The following is a 21,514-nucleotide window of genomic DNA, read 5'->3' on the forward strand; positions in this document are numbered from 1 at the left end:
TGTTAATAACTCGATCAACAAACATCGTGGTACAAGTATCTACTTTGAAATTTATCAGCCACTTAACAACTGATACTGTATTCTAGGAAAACGATGACATTCTTCCTAATAAAACTTCTCATATATAACATAAATTTCTACTCTTTTTAATTTTAAATGAGTCTCAGCATGGCAATCACTTTAGAATTTAAGCCACTTCTCCAGCTCGATTATTGATAAGTTCAATGGTTTGAACAATATTACGAAGTACTGGTAGTTGGTGTTGAAAGAGTAGCTGAACAGATCCATGAGATTTAAACGGCTCTTGCGTTAACACTTTCATCTCTAAGCAACCATTTTCTACAATGTAGTCTACAATCAATTTCACAAATGAAATCTGCCTAGCATTAAGATTCTCATCCGACAAAAATTTAGAAAAAATACGATTAGCAGACTTTCTATCTAAGCCAATAATCTCACGCACCAATCTCGGAATTGCCTTATTTTCATAATGATGTTGGTAGTCTGCTTTACTACCTAATTTTTCCCAGAGCAATTTTTCAAGTGCAAGCATATCATCAGATGTCAACTTTTTATTATGGTATAGCTTAGAAATGGACTCCTCATCCAGATGAGTTTTCAAATAATGCTCAACTTTTTCATTATAAGATCGAAGATCGTTGACCTGCAAAAATGCTGTGGTCTCGTGAACAGTAGAGAGTATACGATCTTCAAAGTTAACATAGTAGGGTTTACGGTCTGTTTTATCCAAAAACTGTAATAAATCTCGAATAGCAAGACGAATTTTTTCCAAATCAGACAAGCTAACTTCTTTCCAAAATTCAGGCTCCTGTACTTTCCTGATAATTTCAGCCTGCTCAAAAACCTGCGGAATATTACCAATAGCAGAAAGAGCTCTAGCCGTCTTCATCACTTGGGAAATATGAACAGTGGAAGATTTAGCTGTCAGTTGCCCCAACTGAATATGAAGTAAGCACAAATCAAATCTCCTCGCCATCTCATCTTCTTTATCTTCATCAAATAAAAGCGGAGAGAGATTGTTTTGAATGGTTTCACTTGTAACAGCAGTTAGATTCTGCCAACTTTCCAATTTCCTATAGCTATAAACTGTATCTAAAACCATACGAACCCTGAAGTCCAACTCATTTAAGCTCTCTATACGACCTTGAAGTTCTGAAACAAGCTCCTGACGGTATGCTCTCGCAAACTGATCTTCTTGGTATTGGAGTCCCTGAAGTTCTCGAATCAAGTCCACTTTGATATTAAATAAACGCTGAGTCAGCGAAACAATGTGACGACCCTCTCCATCTCTTGGATCTGCACGAAAATAATCAAAATTGTCCCCATAATCAAATACCAAGAAGTTTTCCTTATCCTGCTCAGGTCCAAATAAATCTTTACATAGACGGGTTCCTCGACCAATCATCTGCCAAAACTTAGTTTTAGAGCGTACTTTCTTGAAGAAGACTAAATTAACAACCTCTGGTACATCAATACCTGTATCTAACATATCGACAGAAATCGCAATTTGAGGATACTTCTCCTTAATTTTAAAATCATCAATCACGGTCTGATAATGCTTAATACTATAATCAATTACCTGAGCATAATCGCTCCCTTTTTCAGGATAGCGGTTGTAAAAAATACCTCTGATATATTCCGCATGATCATGATTTTTAGCAAAAATAATAGTTTTACCAATTTCGTCACCCGAGGCTGTCTGAATTCCTCTTGTCATGAGTTCATTTAAAACAATTTCTACTGTACTTTTATTGAAAATAAAGGAATTAAACACACTCCCATCAATATCTTTTTCACAGCTATCGTCTTCAAATTTGCTATCAAAATGTTCCTTTTCTTCTTCAGACAAATCATCATAATGTAGACCATCCGTAGGTAGTTTCAGTTTGGTTTCGATAGAATGATAGGCTACTAAATATCCGTCTTTAACAGCCTCTTCCAAATCATATGCATATGTTGGAACCCCATTCTCCAAATTAAAGAATCCATAGGTGTTTTTATCTAAATCTTGACGCGGAGTAGCTGTTAAGCCTACAATCCTTGCATCAAAATAATCAAAAATGGACTTGTATTTCTGATAAATAGAACGGTGAGATTCGTCAATTATGATAAGGTCAAAATGCCCAACAGTGAAAGGGCGTTGATTTACTTCTTCTTGACCACTAATCGCTCCAATCATGGTCGGATAAGTTGAAAAGACCATGCGACTTGATTGAGCTCCTTCTTTATCTTCTAAGAAGTTACAAACGGAAAGATCCGGGAGTAATTTTCTAAACGAATCATATGCTTGCTTAACCAAGGAAGTTCTATCGGCTAAGAAGAGAACGTTTTTCACCCAGTTATGACGTGATAAGATATCAACTAGAGAAACTGCTGTACGAGTTTTCCCAGCCCCAGTTGCCATAACCAAAAGTGCCTGTCTACGATGATTAGAGAAAGCTTCACAAACGCTTGCAATCGCATGTTTTTGGTAGTGACGCCCGGAAATATCGTCCCTAATTTTACTAGAAATATCCTCAAGTGGTTTTTGAAGATGACGTCTATCCATCACTAATTGCAACTCTTCTTGAGAGTAAAAGCCTGCAATCTGGCGGCGGTTCGGACCATCAAGTATATAGTGCTTCAACCCATTTGTAATAAAACAAATTGGCTGATAGCCGATATGTTTCTCCAGAGCTTCAGCATATTCTTTGACCTGTACTTCCCCTACTTCTGGATTGACAGAGGCTTTTTTAGCCTCCACAATCGCTAAAATTTTCCCATTTTTACCATAAAGTACATAGTCACAATAACCAATTCCTGAACCGTGCTTGAGACCATCAACGGCTATCTCAACACGACAGTTTTCTTCAAATATCCATCCTGCTAAACGGAGATCGATATCAATAAAGAGCTTTCTTGTCTCTGCCTCAGATAATTGATCAATATGGAAAGGCACATCTTGCCGTTGCGCTGCAGTCTCACGTTTTTCAGTATAAGTCTCTTGAACTTCTACGGACTGAGCAGCCATCTGTTCATGAAAATCAGGCAGTTCTGGTAAACTGTCTTGTAACTTTATCATAGATTGTGGAGTTTCTCGGTATTTGATGTTTGCTGAAAGTGGTAAGCACTTCTCATCAAAATAACGCTCCACAAACTCATTGCTGTAACAATAATCGATAAAATTAACAAACTGATACAAATGATGCAAAGCTAAAATCGCTTCTCGTTCCTTAATTTCACCACCATGAGCAGCATGGTTTCCCCACCGAATCAACAGAACTATCTGCTTGTGGAGTTCAGAATCTACGATATCCCTAAAATCATCATCCCATACTAAAGAAGATAGAGTAGCACGATAGGGAGCTTCTAAATATGAATCGTGACTATATATCCAATGGACAGCCTGCTCTAAAGCACGACGCGCCATAAAGGCAGTAGCCACAGTTGATGTAGCAATCATATTCTCAGCTTCAATGCAAGGTTTTGAAAAAGATTCATATTCGTCATTTTTTAAAAGAAAGCTAAAATTTCCCATTTTTTTCTCACTTTAAACAAATAGTTTAGCTATATTATACTAAATTTCAAGCTATTTCTCCACACTTTTATAGCTATCTCACAAGCAAATTGTGATTTGTCGACCTGGGCTACAAAGTCTGCGAACTCATTTTGGAGGGAAAGAGGGGGGAGAATATATTTCTGATTTTCTAATGGTTTTTGAGTTATCTTTGGTTGACCTGAGAAATCAGCAAATTTACTAAAATCAATTACTTTCATTAATTCTAATAAAAATACAAGATTAAAATCGGAATTCTTAAATTCTTTTATATATATAGCATTATCACTTATCCATACCTTACCGTAGGTAGTTCTTACATTACCACAATATGCACCTACACGACCAATGATGATAGTAGGATTATCAATTAAATATTTTCGACTTTTCCAAGCAATGCCATTTCCACCATAGGCAGGATAACCTTCAAAAACTCTATCATGTTTATCAAGAAATTTTCCACTTGAAAATTTAAAACACTGTTGTCCCGTTTTTACTGCAAATTTCTTGTTATTATTTAAAGGATCCCCAAACATCTCGTTAAATCGGGATTTTACAAGGTTTGAGAGTTCACTAAGCTGCTTATTTCTATTTATTATTTGATACTCTAACCTATCCAATATATCTACTATTGTATTTTGATTTTCTATAGTTTCAATATTAACTTTGGTTTTATTTAAATAGTCAGCTAACTTTAAATTAATAATTCCAGTTGTTTGATTTTGAAATTTTAACACCTTCTTTGTGTCATAAAGATACTTCATTAAATAAAATATATATTTAGAATTATATCCTGGTTTAACTCTTAAAATACTAGTAAAGTTATTTGTGAAATAATCTTGATCTGTAACATCAAAATATACAACACGTCCAACCGGTTGATTTGGACTACCTCCTGATTTTTCAATTATAATATCACCAGTTCGTAGAATTTTGTCGCTGTTTTTATCTTTATCAATTTCACGACATACAATATTATCTAGATTTAGTCTTCCAGAATTTAGAAAATTTGAGGTTCTAATTACTGCTGTCGCCTCTCCTTTGCCACTATCTTCATTACCCCATTCACCATTTATAGATTTTTCAAATATATTCTGTAAAAAAATGATTGTCATGCAACCACCTCCTCGGAATATCGGGATTTGACGAGCAAGTTTAGTTCATCTAACTGCAATTTTCTTTTAGTAATAAGCCTTTTAATCGTATTAAGAATACAAATAATGTTCTCTTGTTCTTCGATACCTAGCAATTCTAATTGTAAATCAAGTAATATATTCTTGTTTAAATGAGGAATTGTTGCACCTGTTGAATGATCTCGTAAATACTGCGATTTACTTTCCAAAAAGACTCCCAAGTAATCTGATATAATTTTTTCTTTGTATCGCTCATTCTTTTTTAAGACCGTAATTGTACTACCAACAGCTCCCGATAACCCATAGCCAACTGTTCCTGCATTAGCACCATCCCATGCTATCAGAATATCATCTGGAAGTGCTTCAGTCATATTTAAACTTTCAGTGAATTTTAAATTATTATTATTTCTTAAATCATCTATTTGAATATAACGTTGGCTTAGAGTTGTTTGTTCAGCAAGTACAGTGGCTTTCTTGCCTTTTTTTAGAGATAAGACTTCCCCCAACTTCACTTTTTTCATACAGCCACCTCCCTACTTGAGTAATTTTTCTAATTCAGCCAAGCCAGCTTGAATTTCTTTTTCTAAATCATTGATTTTCTTTAAGATGACTTCTGTTGGTTCATACTCAACTTTTTCATACTCAATCTCTTTATATTTATTGATAGACAAATCATAATCATTTTCCTTTATCTCATCAACTGGAACAAAGAAAGATTGATCCGTTCTCTGACGTTCTGCTTCTTTTTCAAGATGATGAAAGCGTTCGATAATATCTGGAATATCATTGTCGCTAATCGGTTGTCGCTTATCATCCAAACTTAAACCATCCGCTTTCATATCGTAAAACCAGACCTTGTCAGTACCACCATTGCCAGTTTTTGTAAAGATGAGAATGGCAGTTGAAACTCCAGCATAAGGCTTGAAAACACCACTAGGAATTGAGATTACAGCATCAAGCTTATGGTTCTCTACAATTTCCTGACGAATTCCTTTATGAGCTTTCGACGAACCAAAAAGGACACCATCAGGTACGATAACTGCTGCTCGTCCACCTGGTTTTAAAGTTCGCAAGAAAAGAGAAAGAAAGAGTAATTCTGTTTTTTTGGTTTTTACGGTTGCAAGAAGGTCATTAGAGGTTGAATTGTAGTCAAGTGAGCCCTTAAAAGGAGGATTTGCTAAAACCAAAGTATATTTATCGGCTTCTTCATTATCTTGAGACAGCGAGTCAAGGTAACTGATTTGTGGATTTTCTACTCCATGTAGCATCATGTTCATCGCCCCAAGTCTCAACATAGTCGTATCCGTATCATTTCCATGAAACATCTGATTATGAAAATGATTGATATTATCTGTATTGGTTTCCCATTCATCTTTCTTACGCTTTAAGTAACGGCTAGCAGATACTAAGAAGCCAGCAGAACCCATAGCGGGATCTGAGATGATATCTTTAATGGTCGGTTGCATCAACTCAACCATCATATCGATGATGTGACGAGGTGTACGGAACTGTCCATTTTTACCTGCGGTCGACAATTTTGATAACAGATATTCATAGATATCTCCGATATCAGTAATACTTTGTTTGTCATTATCAAAATCTACATCTAATCCCCTAGTTGGAAAAACATCTAAGATAGAAATTGCCTTTTGAAGCGTAGCAGGTTTATTTATTTGAAAAATAGCTTCTCGCATATATCGTGAAAAGGCTGTATCATCTGTATCCCCCTTGAGATTTTTAATAAACGGAAAAATCTCCTGAGTCATTAAACGATAAACTTCCTGAGCATCTCCTATATTTTTAAAAGTTGACCAACGGTATTCAGGTTTATCTTTTGGAAAAACTCCCTCATAAGGAATCCCTAAAAATTCAGCATCACTTTCACGTCCAAGCTCGACACTATCCAAATCTTTCATAAATAAGAGATAAGTCAACTGTTCAATATTTGTTAAAGGATTTGCATTTCCTTCTGTCCAAAGAATTTCCCACAACTGATCGATTTTATTTTTTAATTCGCCTGTAATCATATCTTCCCTTTTCTTTAGTTTTTAAAACTTAGTAATATCATTATTTTATCAGATTTCAAACAAAGCTTCAATTAACTATATCTATGCGTCACCTGAATATTTTAATAGACTTGTTTAGTATCTTGAAAACTATATCGTATAGGTGTCGTCATGGATCCTTTTAGCTGATTTAAGGATACGAAAGCACAATACTATGACTCAATTGAAATGTTAAAATTCAATTTCCGACCACCTAATCCTGCTTCAAATAATTATCGAACAGGTTTTATGATAGCTACCTTGTTAGGATGCTCTTATTTTTTACCAGATAAAACAAAAGGATTAAGGGAGTAAATTTCCTTAATCCGATAGTCTCTTAAGCCTGACGCTGACCAAAGTCCTTAATCATCTGATCCATTTCTTGTCGACTCGGAGTTGTCAGCATATAAAGGTAATCTCCTTGAAGTTCCGCAAAGGCAGCTGGCATGATTTTTTTAACCTTGAACTGCTGGCTATATTTGGCAAGCAAATCCTCCTCAGAATAGACATAGTGAACATTTGCACGGCGAGATGTAGCCAAACAATACTGCGGCTCAAACTCTGACACTGGGAACTCTTCTCCTGCGACAATGGCTGCATATCCACGATAGAGATCCAAGGAATGAGCAAAATTATAAACATCGATAGTGAAACCACCTGCAGGACGGTTATTGTACTCGATGGCAATGTAATCATCCCCTTCACGGAAGAACTCAATATGGAAAAAACGTTCTTTCATACCAAATTCTTTGACAATTGCCTCACCATATTTACGTAATTTAGGATCCATATCCTTGAGAACGTAATAAGAATTGTCCATCTTGTAAATCATGAGATCAAGCGGTGTATAGGCGTAGTCAAAGGTTGTTGAGAAGACAATCTTTCCATCCTTATCCACGAGCCCGTCAAAGGTACAGATTTCGCTGGAAGTGACAAATTTTTCAAAGAAATAAAGGGTTGAATGGTCCCATTCTTGCTTGAAGTGATTGATATCGTCTTCTGTCTCAAGTTTAAAGGTGGCGGCCGCTCCCACTCCATTGTCAGGTTTGGCAATCATTGGAAGACCGATTTCGTTCACAGCTTGATCAACATCTGCTTCCGTCTTGATAACAGCTCCAGGAACCACAGGGACACCTGCTTTTTTGAAAAATTTCTTCATTTCAGACTTAAATTTCGTCTTTTTGAGATCCTCTGGTTTAGCACCAAAAACATTGAATTGCTCACGAAGACTTGCGTCCAACTCTAGCCAATATTCATTGTGGGATTCAATGCGGTCAATTGGGCCGTGTTTATAAAAGAGAAAAGCAACTGCACGTTTGACTTCGTCTATGTTCTCAAGATTATCAACACGAAAATACTCGGTCAAGCTATTGCGTAAGGGCTCATCCAATTGCTCGTAAGGCTCTTGACCAATTCCCAAGACGGTTATGCCTTTATTGGCTAGTTCTATGGTAAACTGTTGAAAGTTTTGTGGATAGTAGGGAGAAATAACAAGGTAATTCATAGGTAACTCCTTTTATAAATAGAGATTGCCGAGGAAATAAGGCATTTGTTTACGCCACCATTCCCAGTCGTGGGCGACATCATGTCCCCATTCAGCAAACCAGGCTGGAATTTGTTTCTGGTCAAAGGCTTCTTTAAGCTTGTAGAAGGATGGCAAGCCATCTTGTTCCCAGGCACCAAGACCCGTACACAGCACAATCTCTGCCTGACGATAACGGTCAATAAACCAGCCGTCGTTCTGATTCCAGATATAATCTACTGGCGAGTTTTGGTAAATAGCATCGTCATTGTAGTAATCGCCGACAAAGAAACGTGCGTCGTAAACACCACTAAGAGCTATCACCTTGGTAAAGACATCTGGATGCTGGAGGAAGAAATTGAGTGCATGGTAGGCGCCCATGGAGCAACCTGTCGTCATCATGCCATCAAACCAACCTGTCTTGTGCTTGATAAAAGGAATGGCCTCCTCAATCACATAGCGCTCATAGACACGATGCATCTCCGCTTGGTCGTGACCGTTTTTCCAAGTGGCCAACCAGCTCTCACTGTCTACACTGGATAGGGTAAAGAACTGAACACGGCCTTCCTCGATAAAAGAGGCACAGGCATCAATCATGCCAAAATCATAGTATTCATTGTGACTACCACCTGATGAAGCAAAGACCACAACTGGAATACCAGCATGTCCATAACGGTTGAGGTACATTTCACGGTTGAGATGGCCACTCCAGTGGCTAAGATGTTCAATATGCATTTCGTTTTTTCCTTTCTTAACTTACCATTTTTCTGCAAAAAATCTCAGACAATCTGGTAGATTTTCTGACCAAGGGATTTCACTATGGATGGCACCAGACTGAACCTTCAGCACAAGATTATCCAGATGTACTCCCCCTGCTATCAAATCATGGTAATAGCGAAGCGACGAGTCGATATAGGCTTGTTTGATATTGCCGGCCATCAAGGTCTTGTCTGTATCATCTGCTTCTTCTGTTCCTACATAGATAAAGATACGCTGGTCAGGCGATAGTTGCTGACGCTCGATATAGCGGTTAAAGGCTTCTTGGTGGAGCCAGTTTGCAGATGAAAAGACGCCCAGGCAACCAATTTGGTCTTGGTATTCCAAACCGATAAACTGGGTAATATTGCCGCCTAGTGAGGAACCAATCATAGCCGTATGCTGGCGGTCTGCTTTTGTACGATAGGTCTCATCGATAAAAGGTTTGACTACCTCCATGACAAACTCGGCATACTCCACACCCTTACCGCCAAACTGCTGCCCTGGGATAGGAGATTCTTGGAACTTCCAAGCCGCATACTCATTCATCCGCCCCATACCATCATTGTCAATAGCAACGACAATCATGCGACTGATATCAGGATTACGCTTAATAGCTGGGATAATCTTCCATGAATGACCAATGAAAGACTCTTTGCTATAAAAAACATTTTGCCCATCATGAAAGTAAACAACAGGATAGGAACGATTCGTGTCTTTCTCATAATCTTTAGGCAGAAGAACACGCACACGGCGCTCCTTACCTGTATAAGGAACCTTGAGTTTGTGTTCTTTCATTTTTAGATAAAAGTAGGATTGATTCATTGTCAGAAAACTCTCTATATTCAAAATTTATTCTTATTATATCACAGTTTAAGAAAAAAAGTCAGTTTTTCTTCCATTTTTGGATTAAAAACTAACTTTTTCATTTAATGTTCTAAATTCTTTTGGATTTTCTGATTAGAGCAGATTGTCAATCAAGTCATCGACTTCATCTTTTTCAGCCTGCGGTGTGATCTCAGTAATCATAATTCCAGCCACTGCTCGCTCAACCAAGCCTTCAACATCCATACGCGCTTCGTACTGCTCCGCATTCTTAATCTTAGGATTTGTTTTTGGACGGTCAGGTGCAAAAATCGTACAGCAGTCCTCAAACGGTTGGATTGAAATGTCAAAGGTATCAATTTCTTGTGCAATATCAATGATTTCCAACTTGTCCATGGTCACAACTGGACGAATGATGGGAGTGTTGGTAACAGCATTGATAGCCTGCATACTTTCAAGGGTTTGGCTGGCTACTTGACCTAGACTTTCCCCATTGATAATGACCAAACCATTTCGTACCTCACGAATACGGTCAGTAATACGCATCATAAAACGACGCGTCAAGGTCATAAGGTAAGCTTCTGGCGCTTTGGCTTTGATTTCTTCTTGAATCTCTGTGAAAGGTACTTCGATAAACTGGATATTGCCTCCAAACTTGGTCAATTTACGAGTCAAATCTTGGGCTTTTTTAAGGGCACCGGGACTAGTATATGGTGGACTAGCAAAGTGAACAGCCTCAATATCCACCCCACGTTTCAAAGCTAGATAACCAGCTACAGGTGAATCAATCCCTCCTGACAACATAAGCATCCCTTTACCTGAAGTTCCAACTGGCAAACCACCAGCCCCACGAATGGTTTCATAAGAAAGATAGGCTGCTTCTTCACGGATTTCCACCTGAAGATTGATGTCAGGACTTTTCATTCGAGCTTGCACATTTGGAATGGCTTCGAAAACAGCTCCTCCAAGTGTTTGATTGAGTTGACGACTATCCAACTCAAAGTTGTGGTCGCTACGCTTGCTAGAAATCTTAAAGGTCATACCTTCCTTGTAGATGTCCTGCATAATCTCTTGGACAGCAGACTTCAAAACTTCTACAGATTTTTCAATCTTATAAACAGGGGAAAAGTTTTGAATCCCAAATACTTGTTTGAGTGATTCTGCAACTGCCGTGTAATCTGCTCCATTGAGGTAAGCGTGGGCGCGGTCACGATCTGCCGTTACCTTAACTTGGGGATAGATAGACAAAACGTCTGAAATATTATTGCGAAGTTTATTGATGAAACGCATACGATTTTTACCCTTGGTTGACAACTCTCCGTAGCGAATCATAATTTCTGAATACTGCATGAATGCTCCTATCTTACTTTTCTAGTTTGATTGTAAATCAATTTTAACTTGGTCAAAAACTGCTCGACCTGACTCATATCATTTTCAAGGTCTAGACTAAGACGCACAGCTGACTGGGCCTTATCCTTGTCCGCTCCCATGGCAATCAAGGTACCTGCAGGTTTCCCTGCCTTGGACGAACAAGCAGAGGTCGTTGAGATGAAAATATCATAGTCTTCAAAAGCGTGAACGATGACTTCACCTCGAACACCTTTGATTCCAAAAGTCAGAATATGAGGTGCAAAGTCTTCTTCATCTGAAAAGACAAAAATCTCTGGATAGTCCAGAAGAGCTTGGCGAATCACTGCCTTCATCTGGCCAGTCTTGCTCCTAAAGATATCTAGCTTTTCCATAGATAAACGGAGAGCTTTGGCTGTCGCTGCAATTCCTGCCACATTTTCAGTTGTCGAACGGTAATCACCTTCCTGACCACCACCAGTCAACAGTGGCGTAATCTTCTTGCCAAACTTGATATAGACAAAACCAACACCACGAACTCCGTGGAACTTGTGACCAGAGAAAGTCGCGAAATCCACTCGTTCTGTCAGATACTTTTCAGTTGGAATCTTAGCAAGTGATTGAACCGCATCAACATGGAAGGAAATAGTCGGCTTATCTGCCAACAGTTCTGAAATAGCTTGAATAGGTTGAATCGAGCCAATTTCATTGTTAACTGCCATGATGGAAACGAGGATCGTATCAGGTCTTATCAAATCTGCTAGCGCCTCAACATCCACAAATCCTTTCTCATCTACTGGAGCAAAATCCACTTCAAAACCTTGAGATTTCAACCAAAGAGCTGATTCTTTGACTGCTGGATGTTCAATGGCTGATACGATGATGTGCTTACCAAACTGGGCTTTTTCAAATGCTACTCCCTTGATAACCCAGTTATCCCCTTCTGTTCCACCAGAAGTAAAGAAAATCTCATCGCTTTTCTTACCAATTAAATCTGCAATCTGTTGCCGAGAAGCATCTAAGATTCGTGTTGCCTGGTCTCCCAAACGATGGAGACTAGATGGATTTCCTAAAATTTTTGAAGCCACCTGCATATAGGTTTCAAGGGCTTCAGGATAGGGCTTGGTCGTCGCCGAATTATCAAAGTAAATCATGTTTTCTCACGCTTTCTAAAATCACTCCTTCTATTGTATCATGAAACGGAGCCTGCGACAAGAAAGGGCAATTCCTCTTTTTTTAAGATTTTTTTAAAGAAATGCGGTATAATAAATTTTAATTAAAGGAGAGAATGTATGTCTAATTATCGTAGAACTTCAAAACCAAAAACAGAACACATCAAAAAAGGCTTTACAGTCTTTCAAAAAATCGTTGCGACTATCGCTAGTATCCTTGGCTTAATTACCGCAAGTATCACTATCATGAACGCCTTGGATAATAACAAAAATACTAAAAAAGAACCTACGACAACCCAGACGACAACCATTGTCAAAGAAATTCAAAAAGAATCCCCTAAGGAAAACACTAGTCCCAATAAGGAAAATAAGACTTCTCAAGAAAAAACACAGCAAGAGGAAACACCAAAAGCCAGCGTCAAGGAAGAGAAAAAAGAAGAGCAGAAAACATCAACTCAGGATTCTTCTACTCCTGCTCCTGATCCAAGTAAACCTGCTACTGAAAATGAAAAACAGTCCAATAATACACCAACTTCGGAAAATAAAACTAATCAATAATCACTAAAATAGCTTCCCTCCAAACTTGGAAAGAAGCTATTTTTTTATTGTTGCAATACTTTTCTTGGTTTGGTACCTTCAGCTGGACCGATGACACCTGCCATCTCAAGCTCTTCCATGAGGCGGGTCGCACGGTTAAATCCAACTGACAAACGACGCTGAATCATAGACGCACTGGCTTTCTGCGTCTCGATAACCAAAGCCTTGGCTTCTTCAAAGAGCGGATCACCACCAGATTCACCATCTGAAAATTCTCCATCATTTTCAGAAACCTCACCTGGATCAAAACTCTCATCGTAGTCTGCATCCGCCTGAGCCTTGATGAAGTTTACGATGCGTTCAACATCATCATCCGAGATAAAGGATCCTTGCAGACGAACTGGATGATTTTCATCGATTGGTTTAAAGAGCATATCTCCACGTCCAAGCAGTTTCTCAGCTCCATTTTCATCCAAGATGGTGCGCGAGTCTATACCTGATGATACCGCAAAAGCCACTCGAGATGGGACATTGGCCTTGATCAGACCAGAGATGACATCAACGGATGGACGCTGGGTTGCAAGAATCATGTGGATACCTGCAGCACGCGCTTTCTGTCCAAGACGGATGATAGCATCTTCTACTTCCTTGCTGGCTACCATCATAAGGTCAGCCAACTCATCCACAATCACGACAATGAGAGGTAGCGGAATCTGCTTGTATTCAGACTGGGCATTAAACTCTTCTACCTTGGCATTAAAGCCTGCAATATTACGGACTCCTACCTTGGCAAAGAGTTCATAACGGTTTTCCATTTCATCCACAACCTTTTGCAGGGCCTTGCTAGCCTTACGTGGATTGGTCACAACTGGAATCAAGAGATGGGGAATGTCATTGTAAACAGACAACTCAACCATCTTAGGGTCCACCATCATAAACTTGACCTGGTCTGGTCTCGCCTTCATGAGAATGCTAGCAATAATGCCATTAACAGCTACTGACTTCCCTGAACCCGTTGAACCTGCGACTAGCAAGTGGGGCATTTTAGAAAGGTCAAAAGCTCTTGCGGTGCCATTAACCGCCTTTCCTAGAGGAATTTCCAAGAGATTTTCCGCTTTCGTTTGAGATTGTTCCCACAGTTCGCGGAAAGATACAGTGGCAATCTCAGAGTTAGGTACTTCGATTCCAACTAGTGATTTCCCAGGAATAGGGGCTTCGATTCGGACATCCTTAGCTGCCAAGGCTAGAGCGAGGTCATCTGCTAGATTGGAAATGCGGTTGACCCGTACACCAACTGCTGGCTTGACTTCATACTTGGTCACTGATGGCCCAATTTCAGCCCGTTCAACTGTTACCTTGATACCAAAGCTAGCAAAGGTTTCTTCTAGGATTTTGATATTTTCTCGGACGATTTTCTTCTCTTTAGACTGGTCCTTTGGTTTATCTGGGGCAAAGAGTTGTAAGCTTGGAAGTTTGTATTCAAGGGCTTCCTTGGCTGAAAAATCGACCTGAACATCTTCATCATCATAGCCATCTTCCTGTTCAGGGAATTCAAGTTCAGCTTGAGGCAGGATGATTTCTGGTTCAATCCAATCTTCTTCTGGAATAGGTGGAACATCAAGCACAACACCTTCTGTCAGAATTTCACCCGTTTCCATATCAACAGGAGGAAAATCAAGTAAGGCTTTTTCAGCCTTTTCTTGTTCTAATCTAGCCTCTTCCTCAGCCTTTTGACGAGCTTTTTCTTCTTGTTTGACAAAGCGTTCCTCTTTTCGACGCTCATGTCCTTCCCGCCATTTGGCAAAGTTTTTACTGCAAAATTCAGCAATATCGTAAACAGACCAAGGACTGACTAGGAGGGATCCAGCTAAAATCAAGATAGAACCAATAAAGTAAGTACCGATATTTGAAAAGAGAAAGGCGATTGGAATATAAAGAGCGACTCCAATCAAGCCACCTCCAGCAAAACTGGTCGTTCGAAAAGCAGTCAAATCCGTCACAACCTGAGCCATGGTCCCTTTTAATACCGACTTGTCCAAACCATATTTCCAAACCAAATAGGTCTCAAAAATCAAGAGCAAGCCAGCAAATATGGTGAAAAAGCCTAATAGGAGCCCTTCCTGTTTTCGTATCCACTTGAAAAAGAAGAGGTAGAGCAGAATACCAAATATTGCTAGATATGCTAGGCTCCCCACCAGCAAGCGAATTAAATTGTACAGGGTTATACCTGCAGCCCCTAATTTAAAGGCTGCGAAAATCAATAAAAGGGCGATTCCCAACGAAATCAACATTCGTTGAATCGCTTCTTTTCTTTCGAGTTCTGCTTTAGACGGTCTCCGTCTTGTTTTACTTGTATTCTTGTTTGCCATTCTTCTATTATACCATATTTCACAGGCATTTCGGAAAGAGAAAAAGACTGCACCAAACGGTCCAATCTTTTCATTTTCTATCTAAGTTTTATGCTTGTGGTTTGCGTAGGTAACCATAGACCACACCACTTACGATTGCTCCTACTAAGACAGAAACGAGGTAAAGGAGAGCATTTGAAGTAAGGGCAATTACGAAGATTCCTCCGTGTGGCGCCATGAGTTTGATACCAGTAAGACCAACGAGGCCACCTGCTACTGCTGAACCAAGGATGAAACTTGGGATCGCACGAGCTGGGTCAGCGGCACCAAATGGAATTGCTCCCTCAGTGATAAATGACAAGCCCATGATGATGTTTGTTAAACCAGAGTTGCGTTCTTCCTTAGTAAATTTATCTTTGAAAAGAAGAGTTGCGACAAAGATAGCAAGTGGTGGCACCATTCCTCCAGCCATAACTGCTGCCATGGCTACAGAACCACCTGAAGAAACAGTAGCTGCAAGCGTACCTGTACCAAAGACATAAGCCGCTTTGTTAACTGGTCCACCCATGTCAACAGCCATCATTCCACCAAGGACGATACCAAGAAGGACAGCTGAACCTCCTCCAAGACCGCCTAGGAAGTCATTCATAGCAGTGTTGATTGCTGCCATTGGGATGTTAACAGCTAGCATGACAAATCCAGTCAAGATTGTTCCAAGAAGTGGCAAGAGAAGGATTGACTTAGCACCTTCAAGTGAACGAGGAACTTTGACATATTTCTTGATAGCAAGAACCAAAGCACCTGCGATAAATCCACCAACAAGGGCACCTAGGAAACCAGATGAGACACCTGCAAGAGTTGAAGTTGCTTCACCACCTGCAGCATAAGGAATTTTACCAAAGGCAAAACCTTCTTTAGCAATAGCACCAGCCACGAAACCTGCTACCAAACCTGGTTTTTCAGCGATAGAGTAGGCAACATAACCTGCAAAGACTGGAAGCATCAAGCCAAAGGCTGCACCACCAATTTTCATGAACATAGAAGCTAACTCATGGTAAGAACCAAGATTGCCAAGGTTTTCATTTGGCACACCCAAAGCACCGTCAATCAAGAAGGCAAGGGCAATCATGATACCACCACCGATAACGAATGGTAACATTTGAGATACACCACTCATCAAGTGTTTGTAGAAGGCACCACCAAGGCTTTGTTTTTCGTTAGAGGCTGTTGCAGCTTTTGCACCATTAGCGGCATTGTAGACTTCAGCATCTCCTGAAAGAGCCAAGTTAATCAATTCTTCCGTCTTACGGATACCGTCAGCAACTGGACGATTGATCAATGGTTTGCCATCAAAACGATCCATTTCAACTGCTTTGTCTGCTGCGATGATAACAGCTTTAGCCTTACGAATGTCTTCCGCAGTTAGTTGGTTACCAACACCACTAGCACCGTTGGTTTCGACCTTAATTCCAACACCCATTTCAGCAGCCACTTTTTGAAGAGCTTCTTGAGCCATGTAAGTGTGGGCAATACCTGTCGTACAAGCTGTAACAGCCACGATAAAGTCACCAGATTCATTGGCAGGTGCTTGAACAGGCTCTTCAGTTTTTTCTGAAGCTTTGTCAAAAAGTTCGATAACCTGGTCAGCTGATGTTGCTTGACGAAGTTTGTCAGCGAAACCATCTTTCATCAAGTATTGAGACAATTCTGCCAAGGCTGCCAAGTGAGTATCATTGGCACCTTCTGGAGCCGCAATCATAAAGAAGAGGTCAGTTGCTTGTCCATCCAAGCTCTCGTAGTCAACTCCCTTGTTTGACTTAGCAAAGAGAACAGTCGCTTCTTTGACAGCAGCGTTTTTGCTGTGAGGCATTGCGATACCGTCTCCTAAACCAGTAGAAGTCAAAGCTTCACGCGCCAAAATGCCTTCTTTAAAGGTTTCAAAATCTGTTACATAACCGTGATCTGTCAAGCTTTTAATCATCTCGTCGATGACAGCTGTTTTTTCAGTTGCCTGCAAATCCAGCAACATGACATCTTTTCTCAATAAGTCTTGAATTTTCATCGTTTTTCTACCTCAACTTTTTCATATGTTTCTTTAATAAATTCTGCCGTTGCCAAGTCATCTGAGAAGGTAGTTGCCGTTCCGCAAGCCACTCCCCATTTGAAGGCTTCTACTGCATCTTTTGATTTGACAAATTCACCTGTAAATCCAGCGACCATAGAATCACCAGCCCCAACTGAATTTTTCACTGTTCCCTTGATTGGTTTAGCAAAATATGATCCCTCAGATGTTACCAGAAGGGCACCATCCCCAGCCATAGAGATAATGACGTTTTGAGCACCTTTAGCCAGTAACTCACGAGCATATTTCTCAATTTGCTCTAAACTTTCGAGTTCAACTCCAAAGATAGCTCCCAGTTCATGATTGTTTGGTTTGACCAAAAGTGGCTGGTTATCCAAACTATCAATTAAGGTCTGTCCTTCAAAATCGCAAACCACTTGCGCACCCGTCTGACGCGTCAAGGCAATCAAATCCTTGTAGATAACATTGCCTAGATTTTTAGCACTTGAACCAGCAAACACCACTGTATCTTCTTCAGTCAAACTAGACAAAATAGCTTTCAATTCTTCTAACTGATCCGGTTCAACATTTGGGCCCGTTCCGTTGATTTCTGTTTCTTGGTCTACTTTAATCTTGACATTGATACGAGTATCTTCTGCCACTTGGACAAAACGTGTCTCGATTTCTTCCTCTGCCAGAGTATCTGTGATAAATTTACCAGTAAAACCTCCGATAAATCCAGTCGCAGTATTAGGAATATCCAAGCGTTTCAAGACACGACTGACATTGATTCCTTTCCCACCAGCAAACTTATCATCACTGTCCATACGATTGACACTACCGACTTGGACTTGATCCAAGCGCACGATATAGTCAATGGATGGATTGAGTGTGACTGTATAAATCATACTTCTATTACCTCCGTTTTTTCCTTAATTGTCTGCAAGAGCTCATGCCCTTGACTTGTGATAACAATTGCTCTTTTGAGTGGTGCTACCTTGGCAAAGCAAGTTTGTCCAATTTTTGATGAATCCACCAAGACATATGTCTGTTTGGCATTCTCCAAAATAGCTCGTTTCACAGCTCCCTCTTCCATATCAGGAGTCGTATAATAGCCATCGTCCACACCATTCATTCCGATAAAGGCACGGTCAAAGTGTAATTGGTTAATCTGGTTAAGAGCAACGCCCCCGATACTAGCATCCGTCGCTGTCTTGACGCTTCCTCCAACCATGACAGTCGGAATCTGCTTTTCAACCAACTGAGCTGCATGGTGAATAGAGTTGGTCACAACTGTGACATTCTTATTAACCAATTCATGAATCAAAAAGGCTGTCGTTGTTCCAGCATCGATAAAGATGACATCTTGTTCCTTAATCAGAGAGGCTGCCTTCTGAGCAAGCAACTTCTTCTCTTGAAGGTTTTTGACAGATTTTTCTTGAATGGTTTCTTCTTCCTGTAAGGAATGGGGGAGTTCTGCTCCACCATGCACGCGACGAAGCTTGTTTTCTGCTTCCAACTCATCCAAGTCTCTTCGAACCGTTGATTCTGACGTTTCTAGCAAACTAACTAATTTTTCTAGAGAAACTACATGATGTTGATTTAACTCCTCTAAAATCAGCTGCTTACGCTCTGTTTTTAACACCGAATCACCTCCTGTTATCGTTTACACTATTCATTCTATCACACTTTCTTTCAAAGTCAAGCACTTTTTGTCATTTTCTTTCAAAATCTATCATTTTTCTTATTTTCAGAATTTTTATTGCAAGATAAGAGCCTTTATGGTAGACTATTTGAGTAGGTATTGGAAGATTACTCAAGAGGCTTAAGAGACCGTGTTGGAAACGCGGTAGGCGTGTAACAGCGTGCGTGGGTTCGAATCCCATGTCTTCCGTTTGTTTTAAAAAAGATACCCAAGAAATCTTGGGTATCTTTTTTCTTATATGCTTGTTTTATAACTCGGGTGAATTTCTTAGAAAATATCAAATAACAATTTCACATTGAGAATTGTTAAGATAATGGAAACGATATAGCCAAGGATGGTATTCCATTTGGCATTGGTAAATTCTCCCATCAGTGATTTCTTAGAAGTTAGATAAATCAGTGGGAAGATTGAAAATGGAAGAGCAATCGAAAGAAAGACTTGTGAATAAACCAATAACTGATCTAATGTTTTTTCCTGATGACCAAACAGAACCGCTACAATCATGACAGGCAACAAGGCAAAGAGACGAGTTGCCAAACGAATGAACCATTGAGGTAATCTCATATGCAAGAAACCTTCCATAACGATTTGTCCAGTCAAGGTACCCGTAATTGTCGAATTTTGACCACTGGCTAATAAAGCCAAGGCAAACAAGGTTGATAAGGTCGAGCTAGCTATAGCTCCTGCAATAGTAGAATCCTGCAAGGCATTATACATTTGAGAGAAGGCAGAAATCTCAGATGCATGGCCGAAAAAGAGAGCCGCCCCGAGAATTAATAGAAGGGAGTTAACCACAAAGGCCAAGGATAATTGGAGATTTGAATCCCAGGTCATAAAGCGCACCGCTTTTCGAACATCATCCTTGTCCTTGTGATTGATTTTCCGAGTTTGAGACAAGGAAGAATGCAAATAGAGGTTATGAGGCATAACCGTCGCACCTACAATCCCCAGAGCTAAAGTTAATTGACTTTCATGACCTGGCAAAGGACTCTCAAATAAGGTCGAATTGGGTAAATAACCCTCAACGATTCCTTGGAAGCTTGGATGTGACAAAGCTACCAGATAGGTAAAAATTGCTAGAATGGTTAAAATCAGTGTTGTCACAATAGCTTCAATCTTCTTAAAGCCAAATTTCATCAGAAGCAATAAGAGAAAAACATCCAACACGGTCAAGAGAATTGCTATCATAATCGGAATCTTAAAGAGAAGATTGAGAGCAATCGCTGAACCTAGAACTTCTGCCAGATCTGTCGCCATCAAGGCTAATTCTAAAATCACCCATAGACTATAACGAAGCCATTTAGGTGAATGATGAGCCGTTGCTTGAGCCAGGTCCATCTGGGTTACAATACCAAGCTTTCCTGCCATCTGCTGAAGTTGCATGGCAATGAGAGATGAAATCAAGATAACAAACAAGAGACTATACTTATAGGATGCACCTCCAACCACACTGGTTATCCAGTTTCCTGGATCCATATAACCAACTGCGACAAGGGCACCTGGACCCAAGAAGGCCTTTAAATTTTGCCAGAAATGATTGTTATTTGGAGTATCGATAGATTGATTAATCTCAGAGAGTGACACTTTTTTATGAGAAGACATAGATACTTACCTCTTTCTAAACCTACTTTTTCATTATTTTCTATTAGAGAAAAATAAGATTGACTTTAAACTATTAAAACAATGAAAACTATATGAAAAACATTTAGTTTTTTCATTATTTTTCTTAAGGCACCTTAATTATAACAGAAAATATGATAAAAACTTAAGAAAATTCAGGACTTGATTTAATATTTAGGATACAACAAAATGTTGTATTCTTTTTTGCAAAAGAATACCAAAGACAAAAACAAAAAACGTTGATTTAACAACGTTTTACCAAGGAATGCAAAAGAATGCAAAGGAATAATGGAGCCGGTGGGAGTCGAACCCACGTCCAAACACCTGCCAACATATTTGTCTACAACCATAGGTTATGTATTAGTTTAACAGTCCCTCGACACATAACTCAAGCCTAGAAACTGCGAGTCTATCAATCTCTTATCAAGCCGCTAGACAAGACTCAATCGTATCTCGCTAATAATAAGACCTGTCATTGAACACGAGCAATCCAAATCGGGTCACGCCTGCTGGTTTTTAGGCAGCTAGAGCGTAAGAAGTGTTATTTTTTGCAGTTATATTTAACTGAGCGTTTACGTCGCCACACGAGTCGCAAAATATGCCTCATAATGCCTGTCGAATCCGTAACGACCCCAAAAGACAGTAAAACCATTATACCTTATCTAACACAAAAATGCAAAAAGGAAATCAACTAACTACAAAAGATACTATTCGAGAAATTTAGCAAACTGGGAGACTAACTACAACTTTCTCAGTGCATAACTTTACAATTGTGAATAGAGCTTACGAAATCCAATCAACACATACTTAAGATAAAGCTATCTGTTTTGAAGAAATTCACGAAGAAAATTATTCTAAAATACTTTCAGATGAGAATTTTCCTACT

General features: G+C 39.5%; 15 protein-coding genes, 1 tRNA gene and 1 other RNA gene. 2 read left to right on the plus strand and 15 right to left on the minus strand.

Annotation, left to right across the window (positions count from 1 at the left end; translation table 11 throughout):
- Positions 1-187: 187 nt before the first annotated feature.
- From OC529_RS05370 to OC529_RS05410, 9 genes are all read right to left on the minus strand, one after another.
- On the minus strand, positions 188-3,538 hold the full coding sequence (locus OC529_RS05370) for a DEAD/DEAH box helicase family protein (protein ID WP_262081668.1): 3,351 nt from the start codon (positions 3,536-3,538) through the stop codon (positions 188-190).
- A 29-nt stretch (positions 3,539-3,567) separates the two neighbouring features.
- Positions 3,568-4,671: a restriction endonuclease subunit S gene (locus tag OC529_RS05375; protein ID WP_262081669.1), complete on the minus strand. Its 1,104-nt coding sequence runs from the start codon at positions 4,669-4,671 to the stop codon at positions 3,568-3,570.
- The gene (locus OC529_RS05380) at positions 4,668-5,210 is read right to left on the minus strand and encodes a restriction endonuclease subunit S (RefSeq protein WP_001826543.1); all 543 of its coding nucleotides are present in this window, start codon (positions 5,208-5,210) and stop codon (positions 4,668-4,670) included. Before OC529_RS05380 ends, OC529_RS05375 begins: the two co-directional genes overlap by 4 nt.
- 12 nt (positions 5,211-5,222) lie before the next feature.
- A complete protein-coding gene (locus tag OC529_RS05385; protein WP_262081670.1) occupies positions 5,223-6,716 on the minus strand; it encodes a class I SAM-dependent DNA methyltransferase in 1,494 nt (497 codons plus the stop codon).
- A 355-nt stretch (positions 6,717-7,071) separates the two neighbouring features.
- Positions 7,072-8,238 carry an acetyl-CoA carboxylase biotin carboxylase subunit family protein gene (locus OC529_RS05390; RefSeq protein WP_262081671.1) on the minus strand — a complete coding sequence of 389 codons (1,167 nt, stop codon included), beginning with the start codon at positions 8,236-8,238 and terminating at the stop codon, positions 7,072-7,074.
- Positions 8,239-8,250: 12 nt separating this feature from the next.
- On the minus strand, positions 8,251-8,991 hold the full coding sequence (locus OC529_RS05395) for an esterase family protein (protein ID WP_084926616.1): 741 nt from the start codon (positions 8,989-8,991) through the stop codon (positions 8,251-8,253).
- 21 nt (positions 8,992-9,012) lie between these two features.
- Positions 9,013-9,837 (minus strand): alpha/beta hydrolase, encoded by an 825-nt coding sequence (locus tag OC529_RS05400; protein WP_031233572.1) that lies wholly within the window; start codon positions 9,835-9,837, stop codon positions 9,013-9,015.
- A 135-nt stretch (positions 9,838-9,972) separates the two neighbouring features.
- Positions 9,973-11,187 (minus strand): tRNA uracil 4-sulfurtransferase ThiI, encoded by a 1,215-nt coding sequence (thiI, locus tag OC529_RS05405; RefSeq protein WP_262081672.1) that lies wholly within the window; start codon positions 11,185-11,187, stop codon positions 9,973-9,975.
- 8 nt (positions 11,188-11,195) lie between these two features.
- The gene (locus tag OC529_RS05410) at positions 11,196-12,338 is read right to left on the minus strand and encodes a cysteine desulfurase family protein (RefSeq protein ID WP_262081673.1); all 1,143 of its coding nucleotides are present in this window, start codon (positions 12,336-12,338) and stop codon (positions 11,196-11,198) included.
- A gap of 138 nt (positions 12,339-12,476) precedes the next feature.
- On the opposite strand from OC529_RS05410, the gene OC529_RS05415 reads away from it, so the two are divergent.
- Entirely contained in the window at positions 12,477-12,914 is a 438-nt protein-coding gene (locus tag OC529_RS05415; protein WP_262081674.1) for a DUF6556 family protein, read from the plus strand.
- 44 nt (positions 12,915-12,958) lie between these two features.
- On the opposite strand, the gene OC529_RS05420 is transcribed toward OC529_RS05415, so the two are convergent.
- The 4 genes from OC529_RS05420 to OC529_RS05435 form a co-directional block, all read right to left on the minus strand.
- Entirely contained in the window at positions 12,959-15,262 is a 2,304-nt protein-coding gene (locus OC529_RS05420; RefSeq protein ID WP_316043902.1) for a DNA translocase FtsK, read from the minus strand.
- Positions 15,263-15,350: 88 nt separating this feature from the next.
- A complete protein-coding gene (locus OC529_RS05425; protein WP_261072565.1) occupies positions 15,351-17,303 on the minus strand; it encodes a fructose-specific PTS transporter subunit EIIC in 1,953 nt (650 codons plus the stop codon).
- Positions 17,300-18,211 (minus strand): 1-phosphofructokinase, encoded by a 912-nt coding sequence (pfkB, locus tag OC529_RS05430; RefSeq protein WP_262081676.1) that lies wholly within the window; start codon positions 18,209-18,211, stop codon positions 17,300-17,302. The genes OC529_RS05425 and pfkB overlap by 4 nt, the downstream gene beginning before the upstream one ends.
- Positions 18,208-18,948, minus strand: a complete 741-nt coding sequence (locus OC529_RS05435) for a DeoR/GlpR family DNA-binding transcription regulator (protein ID WP_000920656.1) — start codon at positions 18,946-18,948, stop codon at positions 18,208-18,210. Before OC529_RS05435 ends, pfkB begins: the two co-directional genes overlap by 4 nt.
- 161 nt (positions 18,949-19,109) lie before the next feature.
- On the opposite strand from OC529_RS05435, the gene OC529_RS05440 reads away from it, so the two are divergent.
- Positions 19,110-19,197 (plus strand) — tRNA-Ser (locus OC529_RS05440).
- Between the two features lie 78 nt (positions 19,198-19,275).
- Here the strand turns inward: OC529_RS05440 and OC529_RS05445 are convergent.
- Together OC529_RS05445 and ssrA are read right to left on the minus strand one after the other, a co-directional pair.
- Entirely contained in the window at positions 19,276-20,610 is a 1,335-nt protein-coding gene (locus OC529_RS05445; protein WP_000094599.1) for an Nramp family divalent metal transporter, read from the minus strand.
- A gap of 304 nt (positions 20,611-20,914) precedes the next feature.
- Positions 20,915-21,262, minus strand: a transfer-messenger RNA (tmRNA) gene (gene ssrA, locus OC529_RS05450).
- Positions 21,263-21,514 lie beyond the last annotated feature (252 nt).

This window comes from Streptococcus sp. Marseille-Q5855, assembly GCF_946901985.1.
Lineage (GTDB): Bacteria > Bacillota > Bacilli > Lactobacillales > Streptococcaceae > Streptococcus.